Raw genomic sequence first — 20,307 nt, forward strand, 5'->3', positions numbered from 1 at the left:
AAGCCGTTCCAGGGATCAGTTCTCCTTCCGGTAAGGGCCCAGGTAGACTACCTGGTCGATAGACGGCAGGTGCAAGGACGGCGACGTCCTCAGCCGAGCCGCACTAATCGCCCGAGCTCTTCCGGAACCGCACCTCGCGGCCCGCGGGACTGAGCGCTCTTAGGCGCGGTCCGGGCACGAGGATGCCCCCGAGTCAGACCTTTCCTATACGCCATGCGGCCCCCAGGGCACGCGATATCGACCCAGGACACCGTAACGGTGGGCGCCGCCCACCGGTCAGCGGCCAGAGCATGGGGGGCACGCCCGGTCCCGTTCCGAACCCGGAAGCTAAGCCCCATCGCGCCGAGAGTACTGCGGGGTCAGCCCGTGGGAGGCCAGGGCGCCGCTGACCGGTGGACGGCACCGAGCCGCCATTGGGAATGTAGAAGGGGGAGGCCTCGCGGCCTCCCCCTTTTTTCGTTTGATAGAGAGCTGTAATACAAGAACTCGCCTTCGTTTAGCTTGTCTTACTGTTTGGCTGTATTTTGAGTCCTTCTTTTGTATTTGCGCGATAATAACTCCCATTGGCGTTAGGGAGGACTTGATGTTTACCGTTTTTGTCTTGGGCAATATTGCTTCGGGTAAGTCGACCGCCTGTCGCTATCTTGAGTCTCGCGGCGCCATGCTCATTGATTTGGATGATCTCGCAAAATCGTTATATGTTCCGGGTTCTGATCTCGTTGGCGCACTCGCTGAGGAATTTGGCTGGGACATTCTTGACGAGGAGGGCGGCGTTCGTCGCAGCGTTTTAGCCTCTCGAGCTTTTGTTTCTCCTGATTCCGTCGCTCGGCTCAACGGTATTGTCCATCCGGTCCTTATCGATCAGTTGTCGCTGAGGATTCTTGATCCGGTTTGCTGCACGGTTTCGTCCCCCCGTTATCCCTTTGCGGTTGTCGAGGTTTCTGCCCCGACTGGTTTTGAGGATGCTTTTGGCCTGGCTGATGAAATTCTGGTTATCAGCGCTCCTTTAGCAGTTCGTCGCGAGCGTGCCATTCATCGTGGTATGGGGTCCTCTGATTTTGATGCTCGCTCTGCATGCCAACCTGATGAGGCTTCGCTTTGCAATCTCGCTACGACGGTAATCGATAATGCGGCAGGCGATAATTCGCTCTATGAACAACTGGACGCATGGCTTGCGCGCCATGGCTTCGGGGATGTAGCGGATAAGGAGGAGGCCGATGCCTAAGACACGTTTCTTTACGTGGTATCGCGTGGCGCCAATTGTCGTTGTGTTCGTCTTCGGCCTTATTTCGCTCGTCTACTCGTATGCCCCTGCCGCCTTCTTTAAGCCTTTGTATCCGATTGACTATGAGGCATATGTAAAGCAATCGAGCATTTCGCACAATCTTGATCCGTATCTGGTGTGTGCTGTCATAAAGTCTGAATCGAATTGGGATCCCGAGGCTGAGTCGAATCAAGGCGCTCGGGGATTGATGCAGCTGATGCCTGAGACTGCCCAGGATATGATTGCCTTGGGTCTTGTCGATGGTAGTGAGTATTCAGCCGACAACCTTAACGATCCCGCTACGAACATCGAGTTTGGCTGTGCGTATTTTTCGTATCTTCTAACGTATTTTAACGGGTCGACGGACAGCGCTATTGCCGCATATAACGCCGGCATGGGTAATGTGGACGGTTGGGCACAGCAGGACACATCGCTTCACAACGCGATTACCTTTCCCGAGACGCAGGCGTATCTGATCCGCGTCAATAATGCCTGGGTTCGCTATAAGACTCTCTATCCCGATCGGTTCGTATAGGACTAAGCCCACCGCCTGCGTATACTGCAGATGTATGAGTTAGGAGTATCCATGGCGGAATTTGAAGTAGAGCGCGTTGGCGGTGAACTTAAACGCTTTGGCGTTGAGGGCTCTGAGGTGCCATTTGAAGTCGTTTCTCCCTATGAGCCTGCCGGTTCCCAGCCCAAGGCCATTGAGTCGCTTGTGCAGGGCGTGAGGGACGGAGACCGTTATCAGGTTTTGCTGGGTGTGACTGGTTCGGGTAAGACTTTTACGATGGCCAAAACCATTGAGGCCTTGGGTAAGCCGACGCTTGTCATGGCTCCCAATAAGACCCTTGCCGCTCAGCTTGCAAGCGAGCTCAAGGAGTTTTTCCCCAATAACTCCGTAGTCTATTTCGTATCGTATTACGATTACTATCAGCCCGAGGCGTATGTGCCGCAAAGCGACACCTATATCGAGAAGGATTCTTCGATCAACGAAGAAGTCGAGATGCTGCGCCATCAGGCGACCGCCTCGCTGCTCTCTCGACGTGATGTGATCGTCGTTGCATCGGTGTCTTGTATCTATGGTATTGGCTCTCCTGAGGATTATGCGGGGCTGGCGCCGAATGTCGACAAGAAAGTGCCGCTCGAGCGTGATGACTTTATCCATGCGCTCATCGATATTCAATACGATCGCAATGATTATGACCTGGCGCGCGGTACGTTTCGCGTGCGTGGCGATGTCGTCGACGTGTATCCGCCCTATGCCGAGCATCCGTTGCGGTTTGAGTTCTTTGGCGATGAGGTCGAGCTTATCGCCGAAATCGATGAGGTCACCGGCGAGATGCTTCGTGAATACGAGGCTATTCCCGTGTGGCCGGCATCGCATTATGTGACCGAGAAACCCAAGGTCAAGGCAGCCCTTAAATCGATTAGCGAAGAGTGCGAGAAGCGTGTGGCAGAGCTCAAGGCGACCGACAAGTTGCTCGAGGCGCAGCGTCTGCAGCAGCGCACCGATTACGATCTTGAGATGCTCGAGACAATGGGATTTTGTAACGGCATCGAGAACTATTCGCGCCATTTGGATGGCCGCAAGCCGGGCGAGCCTCCCTTTACTTTGATTGATTACTTTCCCAAGGATATGCTCTGCATCATCGACGAGAGCCATGTGACGGTGCCGCAGATCCGCGGTATGCATGAGGGCGATCGTTCGCGTAAGGTGACCTTGGTGGAGCACGGCTTTCGCCTGCCCTCGGCACTCGATAACCGTCCGCTCCGATTTGATGAGTTTGAGGCGAGGATCCCCCAGTTCATCTATGTTTCGGCAACGCCAGGTGATTATGAGCTGCGTGTGAGTCAAAACGATGTGGAGCAGATCATTCGACCGACCGGTCTACTCGACCCCAAAATTGACGTACGTCCGGTTCGCGGCCAGATCGATGATCTCGAGGATGAGATTCGCGAGCGTGTGGCCCGCAAGGAACGCGTGTTGGTGACCACGCTGACCAAACGCATGGCAGAGGACCTTACCGACCACCTGCTCGACGCTGGCATTAAGGTCAACTACATGCACTCCGATACGGCGACAATGGACCGTGTCGAAATCCTGCGAACGCTGCGCGAGGGCAAAATTGATGTTCTGGTGGGCATCAATCTGCTGCGCGAGGGCCTGGACCTCCCCGAGGTCTCGCTGGTGGCGATTCTCGATGCCGACAAGGAAGGCTTTTTGCGCAACCGCCGTTCACTGATTCAGACGATTGGTCGTGCGGCCCGTAACGCCGATGGCGAAGTCATCATGTATGCAGACGTTGTGACCGATTCGATGAGAGAGGCCATCGAGGAGACGCAGCGCCGTCGCGAGATTCAGATGGCATATAACGAAGAGCATGGCATTGTGCCCAAGACAGTGCGCAAGGCCATCAATGACATCTCAAGTTTTATTGCCGAGGCCGAAAAAACCGTGGGTTCCAAGGGGCGCTCGAAGGGCGACTCTCTTGGCCATGGCGCATTCTATACGCCCGATGAAAACGGCGAGGGTGCTGCGCCGGAGACGGTATCGTCCGAGCAGACACTAGCTGAGCAGCTCGAGGAACTTCCACATGATGAACTTGTGCGGATCGTCGAAACCATGGAGGAAGATATGCGCAATGCTTCTGCTGCCATGGACTTCGAGGAAGCAGCGCGTCTGCGCGATGCAGTCGTTCAGATTAGGGCGATGCTCGAGGGTGCGACTGAGGACGAGACGATTGAGCGCTTGCGCTCGCAGGCCCGCAAAGGCTCTACGTTCGCTTCGGGCAGAAAACGCCAGGGTGCGCGGTTTAAGAAATAAAAGCACTGCCCTCGAGCTCCTCGCGGAGTTCGGGGGCAGTGCTATTTAGTGGACTAGAGATCAGCAATGATGGCTTCGGCGCAACGGATGCCATCGGTAGCTGCGCTCATGATTCCTCCGGCATATCCGGCCCCCTCGCCGCAAGGGTAGAGCCCCGGGGTCGATACAGCGTGGCATTGACGGTCTCGAGTAACGGTGACCGGAGAGCTCGAGCGTGTCTCAACACCGGTGAGGACGGCATCGGGATGGTCGTAGCCACGCAGTTTTTTGCCGAGTAAGGGAATTCCCAGACGAAGCGACTCGATGATATGTTGCGGCAATGACTCATCGATTGCTGTCCAAGTCACGCCGAGCGGATAGGTGGGCTTTACCTTGCCGCATGTCGTGCTGGCGCGTTCTGCAAGGAAATCGCCGACGAGCTGTGCCGGTGCGTTCCAGTTGGAGCCGCCAAGGTGATAGGCAGCCCGCTCGCAAATGCGCTGGAGTTCTACGCCTGCAAGAGGATCGTCGCTGGGGAGATCGTCGGGCGTGACGTTAACGAGGAGAGCGGCGTTTGCGTTGCGGCCGGCGCGGGCGTTGAGACTGGCGCCGTTGACGCACAGATGGCCGGGCTCTGAAGAGGCTGCGACAACCTGTCCGCCAGGACACATGCAGAATGAGAATACGCTGCGGCCGTTGGGAAGATGGGTAACGAGCTTATAGGGGGCTGCTCCGAGCGCGGGATGACCCGCCGCGGGGCCATATTGCGCCCGATCGATATCACACTGCGGGTGTTCGATGCGAACGCCCATGGCAAACGTCTTTTGAGCGAGGGCGACATCATGGGTTTTGAGAACCTCGAATACGTCGCGGGCAGAATGACCGCAAGCAAGGATGAGATGCTTTGTGTTGATTGACTCGCTTGTCGCGTCGTGGGACGACTGGATGTCGATACCGACAATGGCGCCAGATGTGTCAGTGTGAATGTCAACGAGTTTCGTTCGATAGCGAACGGTTCCTCCGAGCTGTTCAATGCGCTGGGAGATGCTGGTAACGACGGCGGGGAGGATGTCGGAGCCAATATGCGGTTTTGCATCCCATAGAATATCGCGGGGAGCGCCCGCTTCGACGAAGGTCTCGAGGATAAGGCGATGGGCGGGATTTTTGGTTCCCGTATTGAGCTTGCCGTCCGAGAAGGTCCCCGCGCCGCCCAGACCAAACTGGATATTGCTCTCGGGGTCGAGGATGCGCTCCTTTAGAAAGAGGTCGATCGCATGTGAGCGGCGAAATGCCGGGTCGCCGCGCTCGATGAGCAGGGGTTTAAGGCCCGCTTCGGCAAGGGTCAGGGCGGCGAAGAGACCGGCGCAACCGGCGCCGACAACGACGGGACGCCCCTTGGGTGCATTCGGGACGGGGTTGGGGAATGAAGGAGCCTCGCCGTCAACCATGCGGATGCGCGAGCGGTTGCGCTCGGCGACGCGGTCGACCACTTCCTGTTCGAGTCGGGAGCTTGTCAGCTCAACTCGAAAGCTCAAAATAAAATGAACATCTCGCTTTTTACGGGCGTCGATTGACTTTCGGTGGAGCTCGATGGACTTGATCTCGGAGTCCTTGCAACGTAGGACGCGCTTGGCGACTCGCTTGCCAACAATGAGACAGGCACTCTCATCGCCGGCTTCATCGAGCGACGCGTTGACTTGGGTGATTTCGATCATCGAGGTCTCCTTAGAGGCAAGAAAGAGGCCGTCCGGTATCCCAGACGGCCCGAATGCGTTTTTGATTATAGACTGCGCGGCTACAGGCTGCTTGCAGCGCGAATACCCGAGATCCAGGCCCACGCAAGGTTAAAGCCTCCGCAATCGGCGTCGATGTCGAGCGCTTCTCCGCAGACGTAAAGCGGGGCGCCTGTGGTGCTGTTCACGTAAAGATTGGGTGTCGAGACGCACTCGATAGATATGCCGCCACGCGTGACCTGTGCTGAGCGCTCCTCTGCCGTCCCTTCGACGGACAGTTTAAAGTGCTTGAGGATCGAGACCAGGTGGATGACATCGCGCGAGCCGGGATGGCACCGCTCGAATGCCGTACAGACGACGTGTGAGAGCTGCGGGGCGAGCATGCCGTCAAGCCAGTGGGAGTTTCGGGGCGAAAAATCGCCGAGCACGTTGACACGCTGCTCGAGCGTATCGAGCAGCTCATCTTTGGAGAAATCTGGAAAGAAGTCGATCAGAACAGTGTCGCCCTGGTTGATACGGCGAGAGAGATTGAAGGCGGCGACGCCTGAGATGCCGAAGGCACGGAACAGCACTTCGCCATCTTCTCGCCAGAGCTCTTCGTGGCTGCGCGAGAGCGTTAAGCGGGCTCGGACGCGCAGACCATCCAGAGTTCCGAGTGCCGTCCGGTCGCCGACGACTGATGCCGATACGGGGCACAGGACGGGGCGCAGGGGCGTCAAGGGAAGGCTAAACACCTCGGCGATGCCGGTGGGGTTGCCGCCCGTAGCGATAACCACGGCCCTTGCCTGCAGGGCATCGCTCGTGCGAGGAGTATCGGCTAACGCCTTTCGAAGCGAACGGAGCTCCGTCTTTCGGTCGCCGTGCTTTTTGGGTTTGAGTACATGAGCGGGACGGTCGATCTGAAGCGTCCAGCCTTCGGAAGCCTTATGAGCCGCAATGACGTTAGTTCCGCAGAGTAGGGTGATGCCCAAACGCTCGCATGCATTGAGGAGTGCATCGCGAACCGACTCGGCGCGAAGGGAGCGCGGGTATAGGCGGCCTTCCTCACGGATCGTCATGATGCCCAGCGAGGAGAAAAAACTCTCGAGATCTTGCTCGGGTTGGGGGCCCATGATGGATTCGACAAAGGCGGGGCGGTTATATCGCCGAATGTCGATGGATTCGTTTGAGAGGTTGCAGCGGCCGTTTCCGGTTGCGAGCAGCTTGAGACCGCAGGCGACGTCGCGCTCGACGACGCAGACCCTTTTGTCGACACGCGCCGCCGTAATGGCGGCGGCGAGGCCCGAGGCCCCGCCGCCGATCACCAAGACGTCATAGAAGGCGCTTGCGTTCACTTAGGCCTCGTCTGTCTTGTGCGGGGCGATGGCCTCAACGGCGGAGACGGCCTTGGGCAGCATGTCATCGGGCAGTGCGGTCTCGACTTCACCCTTATCGCAGGCCTCGGCGAGTGACGGATTGATGGGAAGCTGACCCAAGATGTCGAGGTTGTAGCGCTCGGCGACTTCGGGGAGCTTGCTCTTACCAAAGACCTCGATCTTCTTGCCGCAGTCGGGGCACTCGATATAGCTCATGTTCTCGACAATGCCCAGAATAGGGACGTTCATCTTCTCGGCCATGTTGACTGCCTTGGCGACGATCATCGAGACCAAGTCTTGCGGGCTCGTGACGATGACGATGCCATCGACGGGCAGCGATTGGAAAACGGTGAGCGCGACGTCACCCGTTCCCGGAGGCATATCGACCAGCAGGTAGTCGATGGGGCCCCACGAGGTCTCGCTCCAGAATTGCCTGATGGCGCCCGCGATAACCGGGCCACGCCAAAGGACGGGATCGGTTTCGTTTTGGAGCAACAGGTTGGAGCTCATGACCTTGACGCCGTGCTCGGAGATCTCGGGCAGCATGAGGTTGCCGAGGGCATGGACATGGCGTCCGCTCATGCCGAACATTTTGGGGATGGAGGGGCCGGTGATGTCGGCGTCGAGAATGCCAACCTTGTTGCCGCGGCGGGCGAGCTCGGTTGCGATGGCGCCCGTCACAAACGACTTGCCGACGCCTCCCTTGCCGGAAAGCACAGCGATAACGCGCTTGACCTCCGACAGCGTATTCTCTTCAAATTGCGACGGCGTTGATTGTCCGCCGGCTGCTTGTGCGTGCTCGCAACCCATGTATGACTCCTTTGTATATGTTGGGGCCGGGGCCCCGCGATGTGACACGAGCGTCATTGTACCCTCGTTTGCGAGCGGGAGTCATTTGCGATGCATTTGGGCCGAGCGTGCTTGCAATACGATGGGTCCAAGCGAATGGGCGGGCTTACTGAACTTTGCTGGCGAACTCGAGGTATTGCATGCGCTGCAGCTTGTCGATCGTCGAGGCGTATGGGCTGTCTTCAGATTCCAAGTCGTAGCGCAGCCCGTCGGCACCAAGATAGCCGGCGACATTGATGGTGGGCACATCTGACCTTGTTGCAAGCAGGGCCTTTTGATAGTCAGTGAGCGGGGCGCCGATCTTATTAAGGGTAATAGCTGCAATCTCGTTTGCCCCGACGGTGTCGTAGACGTTGAGCTCGGTATTGCCGGCGATTTCATAGTTAGCCCAGACGAAATAGGTCGACTGATAGATACGGAAAGCGTGGCTTGCCGTATCTTCCTGAGGGTACAGCTCGTCGTTGAGAGTCGTTGCGGCGCTCGGCTGATGGTCGCCAAAAAAGACAAGAACAACCGGTCTGCCGATATTGCGGAGCTCGTTGATAAAGTACTCGAGGTCCCGGTCGGATGCATTGATGCAGGTGAGATAGGTATTGAGCGCGCTATTGGCGCCCTCGCTGGCTCCCTCGACCCAATAGTTTGTCAGCTCTTCGGCGGGAACGGTGCCATAGTCGTAGCCGCCGTGATTTTGCATCGTGACGTCAAAGATGAACTGCGGGGCTTCGTCGGTTCTGAGCAGGTCGAGTATCTTGTCGTAGGTGGCGTAGTCGCATACGCCGGCATGGTAATAGGGCGCACCTTCGAAATCGCCGATTGAAAGAAAGTCTCCAAAACCCAGCTGCTGATAGATTTTATCTCGATGGTAGTTGACGGGGTTTTGCGGGTGCATAGCGGTAGTGGTATACCCGAGCTCTTTAAGGTCCTTTGCCAGGCTGTTGACGCCATTCATCTGATACAGCTGATAGGGGATTTTGCCTAATCCGACAAAGGCCGTTGTCGCTCCGGTCAAAAATTCGAATTCGGAGTTCGCCGTTCCGCCACCGGTGACCGAAGCGAGCATGGTGCCGCGAACAAGTGTGTCGGGAAGCGAGTTGTAGAATGCGGGACCGGTGTACCCGGCCGCCTGGAGCTGCTCAAAGCACGAAAGGTCGCTAAAACTCTCGTTCATGACGGCAACAATCGTCGGCTTGATTTCATTGAACTGGGCAACGGCCGCCGCGCGCTGCTCGCTCGAGCCATACGTGCTGTCGTAGGCGGCGGCGAGCTCCTGCTCGATGCTCTGCGCCTCATCGGGCGTATAGTCTTCGGGCTTTTCAATGGGCAACTCGTTGACCATTTCGGTGAACGAAGTGATAAAACCCTGAGACGCATACGTGGTGATGGGCTGCCAACGGTCAAATCCAAAATCCAGCGACTGCTCCAAGTCGATGTTGGAAAAGCCCAAGAGCCCCACAACGGTCACTAGCAGAAAAGCGCAGAGGTTAGCGGCGATTGCGGGGAAGACATGGGCGGGCGTACGGAGCTTTCGCGGTCGGATAAGCGAAAGAAGCCCCAGGGAAATCTCCAGCAGGGCGAGTGAGGTTACGATTCCTGCAGTGAAGGTGAACTCATATCCCTCACTTACTTCCATTGCGGTGCCCAATGCCAAAATGTCGCTCGGCAGGATGGCCTCGCCTTTAAACGTTATGACGAAGTGCTCGGCAATGCCAAGGGTACAACAGACGACGGGCACGAGGGCCATGACTCCTCCATGACGCTGTCCCAGCAAATAAAGGGAGAGCAGAACCGTCGCGAGCAGCCCAACGGAAAACCCGAATGAGTTGGCGGGAATGCGATAGAACGTTTCGTTGCAGGCAATTTCGAGTGAAACGAACGAGAGCGCTGAAACAGCGGCGACGACAAGGATGTCGCGGCAAATACAGGCAACCGTTCCCGTCGCAAGATCGGTTTGGTCGATAAGTCCCGAAACCAAGGGCTCGACAAGAAGTATGACAGCGGCAGCACCGAGCGCCGAATAAGAAAGGACCCATAGGGAACAGTCCTCATTTACGAGCAATTGATTCGTAATCCATGCAGCTACCATGCCGAGCGGGATGAGGAGCATCGCGCACCAAAAGACGCGGGCAATGGGCGGTTTTTCGTTGTGTTTGATTGAAAAATACACGCGCACGACGACGGCGGCCACGATAAGGACGGCGATGAATATGGGCAGATTGGCCATGCCACTCGAAGTGATTTCAAGGGGGATATCTTCGGTCATGGACGTTCCTCTGTTACAGCAAATTAAGTTCAGTTTTAGATTACTCTAACCTTTCCACGGCATTTCGAGAAACAAAGCACCCGACACGCAAAGCAAAAGGTCTGCGAATCTTGTATTACGAACATCTGTGCGCGTTGAGTGCGTTAAACTCATCGACAGTGTGATTTGAGGTTATAGGAGGCAAGGAGCTTCCATGTCTGATTCTTCTATCGTTATCCGTGGTGCGCGCGAACACAACCTGCGCAATATCGATGTTTCCATCCCGCGCGACGAGCTCGTGGTCATTACCGGTCTTTCGGGCTCGGGCAAGAGCTCGCTGGCGTTTGACACGATCTATGCCGAGGGTCAGCGTCGCTACGTGGAGAGCCTGTCGAGTTATGCGCGCCAGTTTTTAGGCCAGATGGACAAGCCCGATCTAGACTCGATCGACGGCCTTTCGCCGGCCGTCTCGATCGATCAGAAGACGACGTCCAAGAATCCGCGCTCGACGGTGGGTACTGTAACTGAGATTTATGACTACCTTCGCTTGCTTTTTGCACGCGTGGGCACGCCGCACTGTCCCGAGTGCGGTCGCGTTATCGAGCGCCAGACCACCGACCAGGTCGCCGATAAGGTCCTGGCAGCGGGAGAGGGTCGTCGTGCGTTTGTGCTGGCACCGGTGGTGCGCGGGCGCAAAGGCGAGTACGCAAAATTGTTCGAGGATCTTCGGGCTGAGGGCTTTAGCCGCGTGCGTGTCGACGGCGAAGTACGCTCGCTCGACGACCCCATCGATCTGGACAAAAAGTTCAAGCACGATATCGAGGTCGTAGTCGACCGCATCGTGATTCGGGAAAACTCTCTGGGCCGTATCGCCGAGTCGGTTGAACAGGCGACTGCCTTGGCACACGGCAATGTGAACGTGTACATGCTGCCCGATCGCGATGCTCCCGAGGGAACCGAGGGCGAGCTGCTGGAGTATTCGTTGGCTCTGGCGTGCCCGGAGCACGGGCATTCCATCGATGACCTGCAGCCGCGCGATTTCTCGTTCAACGCGCCCTATGGTGCATGTCCCGAGTGCGATGGCCTGGGCTTTAAAAAGACAGTCGATGCCGAGGCACTGATTGAAGATCCCTCAAAGTCGATTGTCGACGGAGTCTTTGGCAGCCTGTTCGGCAACTCCAACTATTATCCGCAGATTTTTGCTGCGGTCTGCAAACACTTTAAGGTGAGTGCCGATACGCCATGGGAGGACCTGCCCCCGCGGGTGCGTCGTGCGTTTTTGGATGGCATGGGCGACACGAAGATTTCGGTCGACTATCAAAAGCTCGACGGTCGTCGCAGCCAGTGGGACACCAAGTTTTCGGGCGTGCGCAATATCCTGTACGAGCGCTATACCGAGACGACCAACGAGAACACTAAGGCGCGCCTGGAGAAGTACATTCGCGAGGAGCCGTGTTCGAGCTGCCATGGTGCTCGCCTGCGCCCCGAGATGCTCGCCGTCACCGTGGGCGGCAAGTCCATTTATGAGGTTTGCTGCCTGTCGTGCCGCGAGTCGCTCGAGTTTTTTGAGGACCTTGAGCTCACAGAGCGTCAACAATTCATCGGCGGTCGTATCGTCAAGGAAATCCTGGAACGCTTGCGTTTTCTGGTTGATGTCGGCCTTGATTATCTGACGCTCGATCGTGCTTCGGCGACGCTTTCCGGCGGTGAGGCGCAGCGCATTCGCCTGGCTACGCAGATCGGTGCGGGCCTCATGGGCGTTCTCTATATTCTGGACGAGCCTTCGATTGGTCTTCACCAGCGCGACAACGAGCGGCTGATTAAGACACTCGAGCGCCTGCGCGATATCGGCAACACCGTTATCGTCGTTGAACACGATGAGGACACGATTCGCGCTGCCGACTATGTGATCGATATGGGGCCAGGCGCGGGCGTCAACGGCGGGCAAGTGGTCGCCGCGGGAACGCCCGCTGACATCATGGCGTGCCCCGAATCAATGACGGGTGCCTATCTGACCGGCAAGCGAATGATTCGAGTTCCCAATGAACGCCGCAACCCCGGACGTGGCTGTCTTAAGATTACGGGAGCATGTGCCAACAACCTCAAAAACGTTACCGCCAAGATTGAGTTTGGCACGCTTACCGTCGTAACCGGCGTATCGGGATCGGGAAAGAGTTCCTTGGTCACCGATACGATTGCGCCTGCCCTCACCAACGCTATCCATCGCTCTACGCGCCCCGTGGGCCCGTTCAAAAAAATCGACGGTATCGAGTGCATCGATAAGGTGATCGACATTGACCAGTCGCCGATCGGTCGCACGCCGCGTTCGAACCCTGCGACCTATATTGGCCTGTGGGATGATCTGCGCGCGCTGTTTGCGAGCACGCCGGAGTCGAAGGCGCGTGGCTACTCGCCGGGACGCTTCTCCTTTAATGTGAGCGGCGGACGCTGCGAGGCGTGCAAGGGCGACGGCCAGATCAAGATTGAGATGCACTTTCTTCCCGATATTTATGTTCCCTGCGAGGCTTGTGGCGGCAAGCGCTATAACCGCGAGACGCTCGAGGTTACCTATCGTGGCAAGACTATCTCGGACGTACTTGACATGAGCGTGGCCGAGGCACTGGCTTTCTTTGGGAATATTCCGCAGATCAAGCGAAAGCTTCAAACCCTGTATGACGTCGGCCTAGGTTATGTGAGCTTGGGCCAGCCCGCCACGACGCTCTCGGGTGGTGAGGCGCAGCGCGTAAAGCTCGCCAAGGAGCTTCATCGCCGTCAGACGGGTAAGACGTTCTATATTTTGGACGAGCCTACGACCGGTCTTCATTTTGAGGACGTTCGCCAGTTACTTGATGTGTTGCAACGTCTAGTCGATGCGGGCAATACGGTGTTGGTGATCGAGCACAACCTCGATGTCATCAAGGTCGCCGACCGTCTGATCGATATGGGTCCCGAGGGTGGCAACGGTGGCGGAACTGTCGTGGTCTCGGGTACGCCAGAGCAGGTTGCGGCATGCCCGCAGAGCTATACCGGCAAGTTCTTGGCGCCGTTGCTCAAACGCGATAAGGAGCGTCAAGCGCAACTCGATGCCTAATACATAGGTGTTTTTGAAACATGAGCGCCGCCGATTCCTTGCGATTCGGTGGCGCTCTCTTTGTCGAGATAGCGTATGCCGCGCAAATGGACATATACTTAAAAATTGCGTTCTTATATGAGGGAAAGGATATGCCATGCCGAAGGCCGTGAAGACGCCAAAGACCAACGCCATGCGTGAGCTGGAAAGCGCCGGCATCCCCTATGTTCTCCATACGTACGAAGACGATGGCGACGAATCGTCGGGGCTGGGCGTCGCGATTTCCGAGCAGCTTGGCGAGGAGCCCGGTCAAGGATTTAAGACCCTGGTCTGCACGACGCCGTCCAACGACCATGTCGTGTGCTGCATTCCCGTTGCCGACGAGCTCGACCTCAAGGCCGCCGCGCGCGCCGCAGGCGAAAAGTCGCTGACCATGATGCATGTCAAAGATTTGCTTGCCGCGACGGGGTATGTCCGCGGCGGTTGCAGTCCGGTCGGTATGAAAAAACGATTCCGGACGCTGATTGATGAGACATGTATCCTTTGGGATACCATTTTTATCTCGGGTGGCAAGCGCGGCTATCAGCTTGAGCTTGCTCCCGATGACTTAGTTGCATTTTGCGGGGCGACGGTTGCCCCGATCACGAGAGAGGACTGAGCGATGCCGCAGGAAGAATCAAAGCGCGGAGCTCACTTTGCAAAAGGGTCGGCTCCTCAGACGCCCGCGCCCGAGGCCGCTTCGTTCGATAACGAGATTCGAAGCGCCTGGTCCGCTGCCGCTGACCCGGGCGAGACGGCCGTGTACTTGCGTGCCGCCGGTGCCGGCACGGCACTTCCCCGTACGGTTCTTTCTTCGGCTCGTCCCGATGAGACGGCTGTCTTTTTGGCCGCCGCTCAATCGAGCGCCAGCGTGATGCCGATCGCCTCCGAGGCTCCTCGTGCGCCGCGTCCCGATGAGACGGCGGTGTTTTTGATGGCAGCCCAGGGAAAGAGCACACCGCAGAGCGCTCCTGCCGCTCGTTCCGCCAAGCCCACGGCTCATGATGATGGCGAACCGCTTCTTTCGGATGACGAATGGTCGCCGCTTGGTTCGACCGATCCCGTCGAGGGCGTGGCCATCGACGGTGATGACGACTGGGACCCTCTGTCGTTTTCTGCCCGAACCGTCGCCGCCAATGAAGTTGACACGGTGTTTGGCGACCATGCCATATTCGATGATGATGCCGTATCCGGTAGCAACATGCCGAACAGCGATGACGCCGCACCTGCTGATGACGCCGTTTTGGTTGACGATCCCTTTGCGATGACCGGCTCCTTTGCCGTCGTGGACGATTTGCCGCCACAAGATGAGGTTTATGAGGACTCTCAGGACGACGTAGACGATATGGGTTCGTCGGACTACTCCACGGTTGGTCGTTCTGCTGGCCTTATGACCGTGCTGACCATCGTGTCGCGTGTCACCGGGTTTATCCGCACGTGGGCCATGGCGGCCGCCATCGGTATGTCGCTGCTCTCGTCCTCCTATCAGGTTGCCAACAACCTGCCCAACATGCTCTACGAGCTCGTGATGGGCGGCATGCTCGTTACGGCGTTTTTGCCAGTGTATATGGGTGTGAGGCGCGAGCAGGGTCGCGAGGCATCGAACGAGTATGTCGGCAACCTGCTCGGTATTCTGCTTCTGCTGCTGGGCGGTATCTCGCTGCTGGGCACCGTGTTTGCTCCCGGCTTTATTTGGACGCAGTCGTTCCTTTCGGGCGATGGCGGCAGCATGGATACCGCTGCGTTCATGTTCCGCTTCTTTGCTATTCAAATTCTGTTTTATGGCTTGGGCTCGGTGTTCTCGGGCGTTCTCAACGCACACCGCGACTACTTCTGGTCGACGTTTGCCCCGGTTCTCAACAATGTCATCGTCATCGCCAGCTTTATGGGCTTTGCTTCCGTGTCTGCACAATTTGGCGAGCAGGCCGGTATTATCTTGATCGCAGTTGGTACGACCCTCGGCGTCTTTGTCCAGATGGCCTGCCAGATTCCCGCGCTTGGCAAGCATGGCGTGCATCCTCATATCCATATCGACTTTAAGGATCCCGCGCTGCGACAGACGATCGCGCTTGGTATCCCGACGCTGCTCGCCACGGTGTGCATGTTTGTCTCGACCTCCATTACCAATGCCGCCGCGCTGGTGGTGCAGCCCGAGACCGGCCCTTCCGTCATCGCATATGCGCGCTTGTGGTACACATTGCCCTATGCGCTGATCGCCGCCTCGCTTTCGACGGCACTTTATACCGAACTCTCCCACGATGCGCAGGAGAAGGATTACGACAGCGTCCGCACGGGCATTTCGCGCGGTGTCGCCCAGATGCTCTTCTTCCTGATTCCGTTTGCGATGTATCTGATCGTCTTCGCCCGTCCGCTCAACATGATCTACTGCGCCGGCAAGTTCGATGAATCCGGTGTGGCGCTGGTGTCGGAGTTCCTTATCTATCTGGCACTTTCCCTGCCGCTCTACGGCGTGGTCGTGCTGATGCAGAAGAGCTTCTCGGCCCTGCTCGATATGAAACCTTATAGCCGCTATTGCCTGTACTCCGCTATCGGTCAGGCCGGTTCGGTGCTGCTGTTTGGCGTGGTGCTGGGCTACGGTATGCCGGCAATTGCGCTTTCGTACGTCGTTGACTACGTAGTCTTGGTCGGATGCTCACTGTGGTGGCTGCGCCGTCGTCTGCATGGCCTTCAGGTCAAGTCTATCCTGCATGGCGGTTTCTTCGGCCTACTGTTCGGTGGCTTGGGCGCTGCCGCGGGTGCCGGCGTCATGTGGGCACTTGAGCACTTTGTCGGAGCGCTTGGCAGTTCGATCCTAATTACCCTGGGCTACGTTTGTGTTGCAGGCGTCGTCTCGCTCGCTGTAACTTTTGGTCTTGCCTTCGTCTTTAAGATGCCCGAGGTCTCGGCGCTGCTTCGTCGCAAGTAGGTGCGCGTGGCAGGTCACGACAACATTCCAACACTTGCCGAGCAGGTTTCGCGCGTTCCCACGCAACCCGGCTGCTACCTTTGGAAAGATGCCAAGGGTGATGTCATCTATGTGGGCAAGGCAAAAAACCTGCGTGCCCGTATGCGTCAATACGTGACACTGCAGGACGAGCGTCAAAAGATCCCGCTCATGATGCAGCTGGTGGCGAGTTTCGACTATATCGTGGTGGAGACCGAGCACGAGGCATTGGTGCTCGAGCGCAATCTGATTGGCCAGTACCATCCGTACTTTAACGTCGATCTCAAAGACGATAAAAGCTATCCCTTTATCGCCATTACCAAGAGCGACTTGTTTCCGGCTATTAAATACACGCGAGAGCGTCATAAACCGGGAACGCGCTATTTTGGCCCCTATACCGATAGCCGTGCGGCGCGTGAGACCATCGATACGCTACGCAAGGTTATTCCTATTTGCTCGGCATCCTGTGCGGAATGGCGCCGCTGCCGCCGCATTGTCGAATCTCATAAGGGCGAAGAAGACATCGTCAATATGATTTGCGCGCAAAACGGGCGTCCCTGCTTTGACTACCATGTCGGGCGCGGGCCGGGCGCATGCGTCGGCGCGATTTCCCCTGCCGACTATGCCAAGAACGTCAAACGTGTCGAACGTTTCTTGTCGGGCCATCGCAAGGATGTCGTTGACGAGCTTACGTCCGAGATGACGGAGGCAGCCGAGACGCTCGATTTTGAGCGTGCGGCGCGCGTCAAGCGTCGCCTGGAAGTCATTAGGGGCCTGGACGATCGCCAACAGGTCGTTTTTCCATCGAGCGTCGATATCGACGTCATCGGCTTCTATCGCGAAGAGACTATCTCTGCCGCCTGTGTCTTTGTCGTTCGCGAGGGCCGAACGGTTCGAACTTGTGAGTTCATCCTCGATAAAGGCCTGGATGTCGACGAGGAAGAGCTTCAATCGGGCTTTCTTAAGCGCTATTACGACGAGACGGCTGATATTCCAGCCGAGATCAATCTCTCTGTCGAGCTTGAGGACGCCGAAGCGTTGGGGGAGTGGCTTGCGGGCAAGCGCGAACGCTCTTGCCATCTCCATAGGCCGCAGCGCGGCGAAAAGCACCGCCTGCTCGATATGGCTTCCAAAAATGCGCGCCATGCCCTCATGCGCTACATGATGCGCACGGGGTATGCTGACGATCGCACTAATCAGGCGCTCCTGGAGCTCGAAAGCGCGCTGGCGCTGCCTGCGCCGCCGTTGCGCATCGAGTGCTTCGATATCTCGACGTTGCACGGCACCTTTACCGTCGCTTCGATGGTGGTATTTACCAACGGCCGTGCCGACAAGGGCCAGTATCGTCGCTTTAAAATTCAGGCCGAATTGGACGAGGCGAACGACTTCGTATCGATGTCCGAGGTTCTGGGGCGCCGCTATGCTCCCGAGCGCATGGCGGACGAGCGCTTTGGCTCACGCCCCGATTTGCTCGTTGTCGATGGCGGCAAGCCGCAATTGACCGCTGCAATTAAGCAACTTGAGGCGCTTGGCCTCGATATACCAGTTTGTGGCTTGGCAAAGGCCGATGAGGAAGTTTTCGTGCCGTGGGACGAGACTCCCGTCGTGCTGCCGACCGGCTCCGCTTCGCTTTATCTGATCAAGCAGGTTCGCGATGAATCCCACCGATTTGCGATTACCTTCCACCGCGAGTTGCGCGATAAGGCTATGACGGTTTCGGTGCTTGACGACGTTCCGGGCGTGGGACCCACCAGAAAACGTGCCATTATGCGCCATTTTGGCTCGATGAAGCGTTTACGCGCAGCAAGCGAGCAGGAGATTGCAGAAGTTCGAGGCGTTCCGGCCGATGTCGCCAAAGCGGTCCACGAGGCACTTGTTGCATGGAATGCCGAACGCGCCCAGGCATCGGCCAACCGATCCGAAAACTAAACGCGCTTCTAAACAACTGATATACATGATTGGTCAATTTTCAATCATTTGTTTCGCGGTGATTACCTGCCGATTTCGGGTTTTATTAACGCTAAAACGTTTGACTAGCCATGGTGAACAACACTGCTATCCTGCGGGTTGACGAAGACTGATATCTCACCTCGTCGATACATACTGTCTGTCGAATCATTTGTCAATGAATTCGGTGAACGGTAGTAAATACCGTTCAAGCGTATGTATGTATCGGTCGCCGAGCGCGGCACCTCAGTTGGGTTCGTCGGTAGGTAAGGTATATATCGTCCGCAAGTTGCGCGGGGGCAAGTCTAGGTGCTCCCGGGTAAGATTCTCTATTGATAGGAGAAGACATGGCCATCATCAACAAGGGTATGTCCAGGCGTTCGTTCCTCGGCCTCACCGGCAGCGTCGCTGCTGTCGCAGGGCTTGGTCTCACCGGCTGCGGTGGCAGCTCTAGCGACGAGGGTTCCGCTTCCGGTTCCACCGATTCCGCCAACCGTGGCGGCGGCGTGATCACCGCTGGTTCCGCTTACGCTCCGTCCAGCTTCGACCCCGCCAGCACCGGCTCCGCTGTGGGCCTGGGTGCTAACTGGCATGTCGTCGAGGGCCTTTACGGCATCGATTACCACGACTACAGCACCTTCAACGAGCTCGCCACCGACGACCCCAAGTCTGTGGACGACACCACTTTCGAGGTTACCATCCGCAAGGGCGCCAAGTTCTCCGATGGCACCGAGGTCACCGCTGACGATGTCGTTGCCTCCTACACCGCTTGCGCCGCTTCCGCTACCTATGCTCCGTTCTTCCAGCCCTTCGAGTCCATCGAGGCTAAGGACGCCAGCACCGTGACGGTCAAGACCAAGGTCCCCAACTTCTCTCTGCTCAAGGATCGTCTTGCCATCATCCGCGTTACCCCGGCCACCCAGACCGAGGAGGATCGCGCCAAGCAGCCGATCGGCTCCGGCCCCTGGATGTACGACTCTATCTCCGATACCGAGATCACCCTGGTTCCCAACCCCGAGTACAACGGGGAGTATGCTGCCGAGGATAAGAAGATCCAGTACAGCATCCTGACCGACCCCACCGCTCGCGTTACCGCTCAGCAGGAGGGCTCCACGCTCGTTATGGAGCTCGTTACCGCTGACGCCGTCGACCAGCTCGAGAGCGCCGGCTGCAAGATCGATAACGTTCAGGGTTTCGGCACCCGCTTCATCATGTTCAACGTCGCCAAGGAGCCTTGGAACAACGTCAAGGTCCGTCAGGCTGTCATGTATGCGCTCGACACCGAGAAGATGGTCAGCAACACCTTCGCCGGCCTTGCCACCGCTGCCAGCTGCTACCTGCCTAAGAGCTTCACCAACTATCATGAGGCTTCCACGGTGTACAAGACCGACGCCAAAAAGGCTAAGAAGCTCATCGAGGAGTCCGGCATCACCCCGGGTGCCATCACCCTGCGCACCACCGACAACGAGCAGATTAAGGGCATGGCCGCCCAGGTCAAGAACGACCTCGACGCTCTCGGCTTCGATGTGACTATCCAGACCGATACCTCGCCGGCCACCTACGCTGCCATCGACGGCGGCGAGGCCTACGATATCCTCCTTGCCCCTGGCGATCCTTCCTGCTTCGGCGCCGACCCCGATCTGCTGCTCAACTGGTGGTACGGCGACAACGTCTGGATGCAGACCCGTTGCCCGTGGAAGGAGTCCGCTGAGTGGCAGAAGCTCCACGGTCTCATGGACGAGGCTCTTGCCGCCGAGGGCGACGAGCAGCAGAAGAAGTGGAACGAGTGCTTCGACATCATTGCTGACAACGCCGTTCTGTACCCCGTTGTCCACGTCAAGACCGTCTCCGCTTCCTGGGACGATCCGTCCACTGCGCCCAACGGCGAGGCCCTCGATGGCTTCAAGGGCATTGGCACGACGAGCATGTCCTTCAGAGGCGTTGCGACCGTCAAGGCGTAAGACTCGCTTGAGTCTGTATGCAGGATGTCGGCCGTTGGGACCGTATCCTCATAGTTGAAACAAAGACCCGGGCGGCAACGATGTCGCTCGGGTCTTGTAA

At 57.5% G+C, this 20,307-nt stretch carries 12 protein-coding genes and 2 rRNA genes; 10 read left to right on the forward strand and 4 right to left on the reverse strand.

Going from position 1 to position 20,307, the window contains the following annotated elements; all coding sequences use genetic code 11:
* The 5 genes from ACESWY_RS02625 to uvrB all read left to right on the forward strand — a co-directional run.
* Positions 1–128, forward strand: a 23S ribosomal RNA gene (locus ACESWY_RS02625); the annotation flags it as partial.
* A gap of 147 nt (positions 129–275) precedes the next feature.
* Positions 276–391 (forward strand): 5S ribosomal RNA (rrf, locus tag ACESWY_RS02630).
* Between the two features lie 192 nt (positions 392–583).
* Positions 584–1,225: a dephospho-CoA kinase gene (coaE, locus tag ACESWY_RS02635; RefSeq protein ID WP_373093971.1), complete on the forward strand. Its 642-nt coding sequence runs from the start codon at positions 584–586 to the stop codon at positions 1,223–1,225.
* A complete protein-coding gene (locus ACESWY_RS02640) occupies positions 1,218–1,799 on the forward strand; it encodes a lytic transglycosylase domain-containing protein (RefSeq protein ID WP_373093969.1) in 582 nt (193 codons plus the stop codon). Before coaE ends, ACESWY_RS02640 begins: the two co-directional genes overlap by 8 nt.
* 51 nt (positions 1,800–1,850) lie before the next feature.
* The gene (uvrB, locus tag ACESWY_RS02645; RefSeq protein WP_373093967.1) at positions 1,851–4,091 is read left to right on the forward strand and encodes an excinuclease ABC subunit UvrB; all 2,241 of its coding nucleotides are present in this window, start codon (positions 1,851–1,853) and stop codon (positions 4,089–4,091) included.
* 53 nt (positions 4,092–4,144) lie between these two features.
* On the opposite strand, the gene ACESWY_RS02650 is transcribed toward uvrB, so the two are convergent.
* The 4 genes from ACESWY_RS02650 to ACESWY_RS02665 all read right to left on the reverse strand — a co-directional run bounded on the left by ACESWY_RS02650 (position 4,145) and on the right by ACESWY_RS02665 (position 10,267).
* Entirely contained in the window at positions 4,145–5,785 is a 1,641-nt protein-coding gene (locus ACESWY_RS02650; RefSeq protein ID WP_373093965.1) for an NAD(P)/FAD-dependent oxidoreductase, read from the reverse strand.
* Between the two features lie 80 nt (positions 5,786–5,865).
* Complete coding sequence (locus ACESWY_RS02655; RefSeq protein WP_118081923.1) at positions 5,866–7,137, reverse strand: NAD(P)/FAD-dependent oxidoreductase; 1,272 nt, start codon at positions 7,135–7,137, stop codon at positions 5,866–5,868.
* A complete protein-coding gene (locus ACESWY_RS02660; protein ID WP_250787734.1) occupies positions 7,138–7,968 on the reverse strand; it encodes an Mrp/NBP35 family ATP-binding protein in 831 nt (276 codons plus the stop codon).
* A 145-nt stretch (positions 7,969–8,113) separates the two neighbouring features.
* Positions 8,114–10,267, reverse strand: a complete 2,154-nt coding sequence (locus ACESWY_RS02665) for an LTA synthase family protein (RefSeq protein ID WP_349125625.1) — start codon at positions 10,265–10,267, stop codon at positions 8,114–8,116.
* 193 nt (positions 10,268–10,460) lie between these two features.
* Between ACESWY_RS02665 and uvrA the strand changes: the two genes are divergently transcribed.
* From uvrA to ACESWY_RS02690, 5 genes are all read left to right on the forward strand, one after another.
* Positions 10,461–13,337: an excinuclease ABC subunit UvrA gene (uvrA, locus tag ACESWY_RS02670; RefSeq protein ID WP_373093962.1), complete on the forward strand. Its 2,877-nt coding sequence runs from the start codon at positions 10,461–10,463 to the stop codon at positions 13,335–13,337.
* 136 nt (positions 13,338–13,473) lie between these two features.
* Positions 13,474–13,974, forward strand: a complete 501-nt coding sequence (gene ybaK / locus ACESWY_RS02675) for a Cys-tRNA(Pro) deacylase (protein ID WP_373093960.1) — start codon at positions 13,474–13,476, stop codon at positions 13,972–13,974.
* 3 nt (positions 13,975–13,977) lie between these two features.
* The gene (gene murJ / locus ACESWY_RS02680) at positions 13,978–16,281 is read left to right on the forward strand and encodes a murein biosynthesis integral membrane protein MurJ (protein ID WP_373093958.1); all 2,304 of its coding nucleotides are present in this window, start codon (positions 13,978–13,980) and stop codon (positions 16,279–16,281) included.
* 6 nt (positions 16,282–16,287) lie between these two features.
* Positions 16,288–18,228, forward strand: a complete 1,941-nt coding sequence (uvrC, locus tag ACESWY_RS02685; RefSeq protein ID WP_338400634.1) for an excinuclease ABC subunit UvrC — start codon at positions 16,288–16,290, stop codon at positions 18,226–18,228.
* A gap of 365 nt (positions 18,229–18,593) precedes the next feature.
* A complete protein-coding gene (locus ACESWY_RS02690) occupies positions 18,594–20,207 on the forward strand; it encodes an ABC transporter substrate-binding protein (protein ID WP_195645323.1) in 1,614 nt (537 codons plus the stop codon).
* The last annotated feature ends 100 nt before the right edge of the window (positions 20,208–20,307 follow it).

This window comes from Collinsella aerofaciens ATCC 25986 (assembly GCF_964237925.1).
GTDB lineage: Bacteria > Actinomycetota > Coriobacteriia > Coriobacteriales > Coriobacteriaceae > Collinsella > Collinsella aerofaciens_BJ.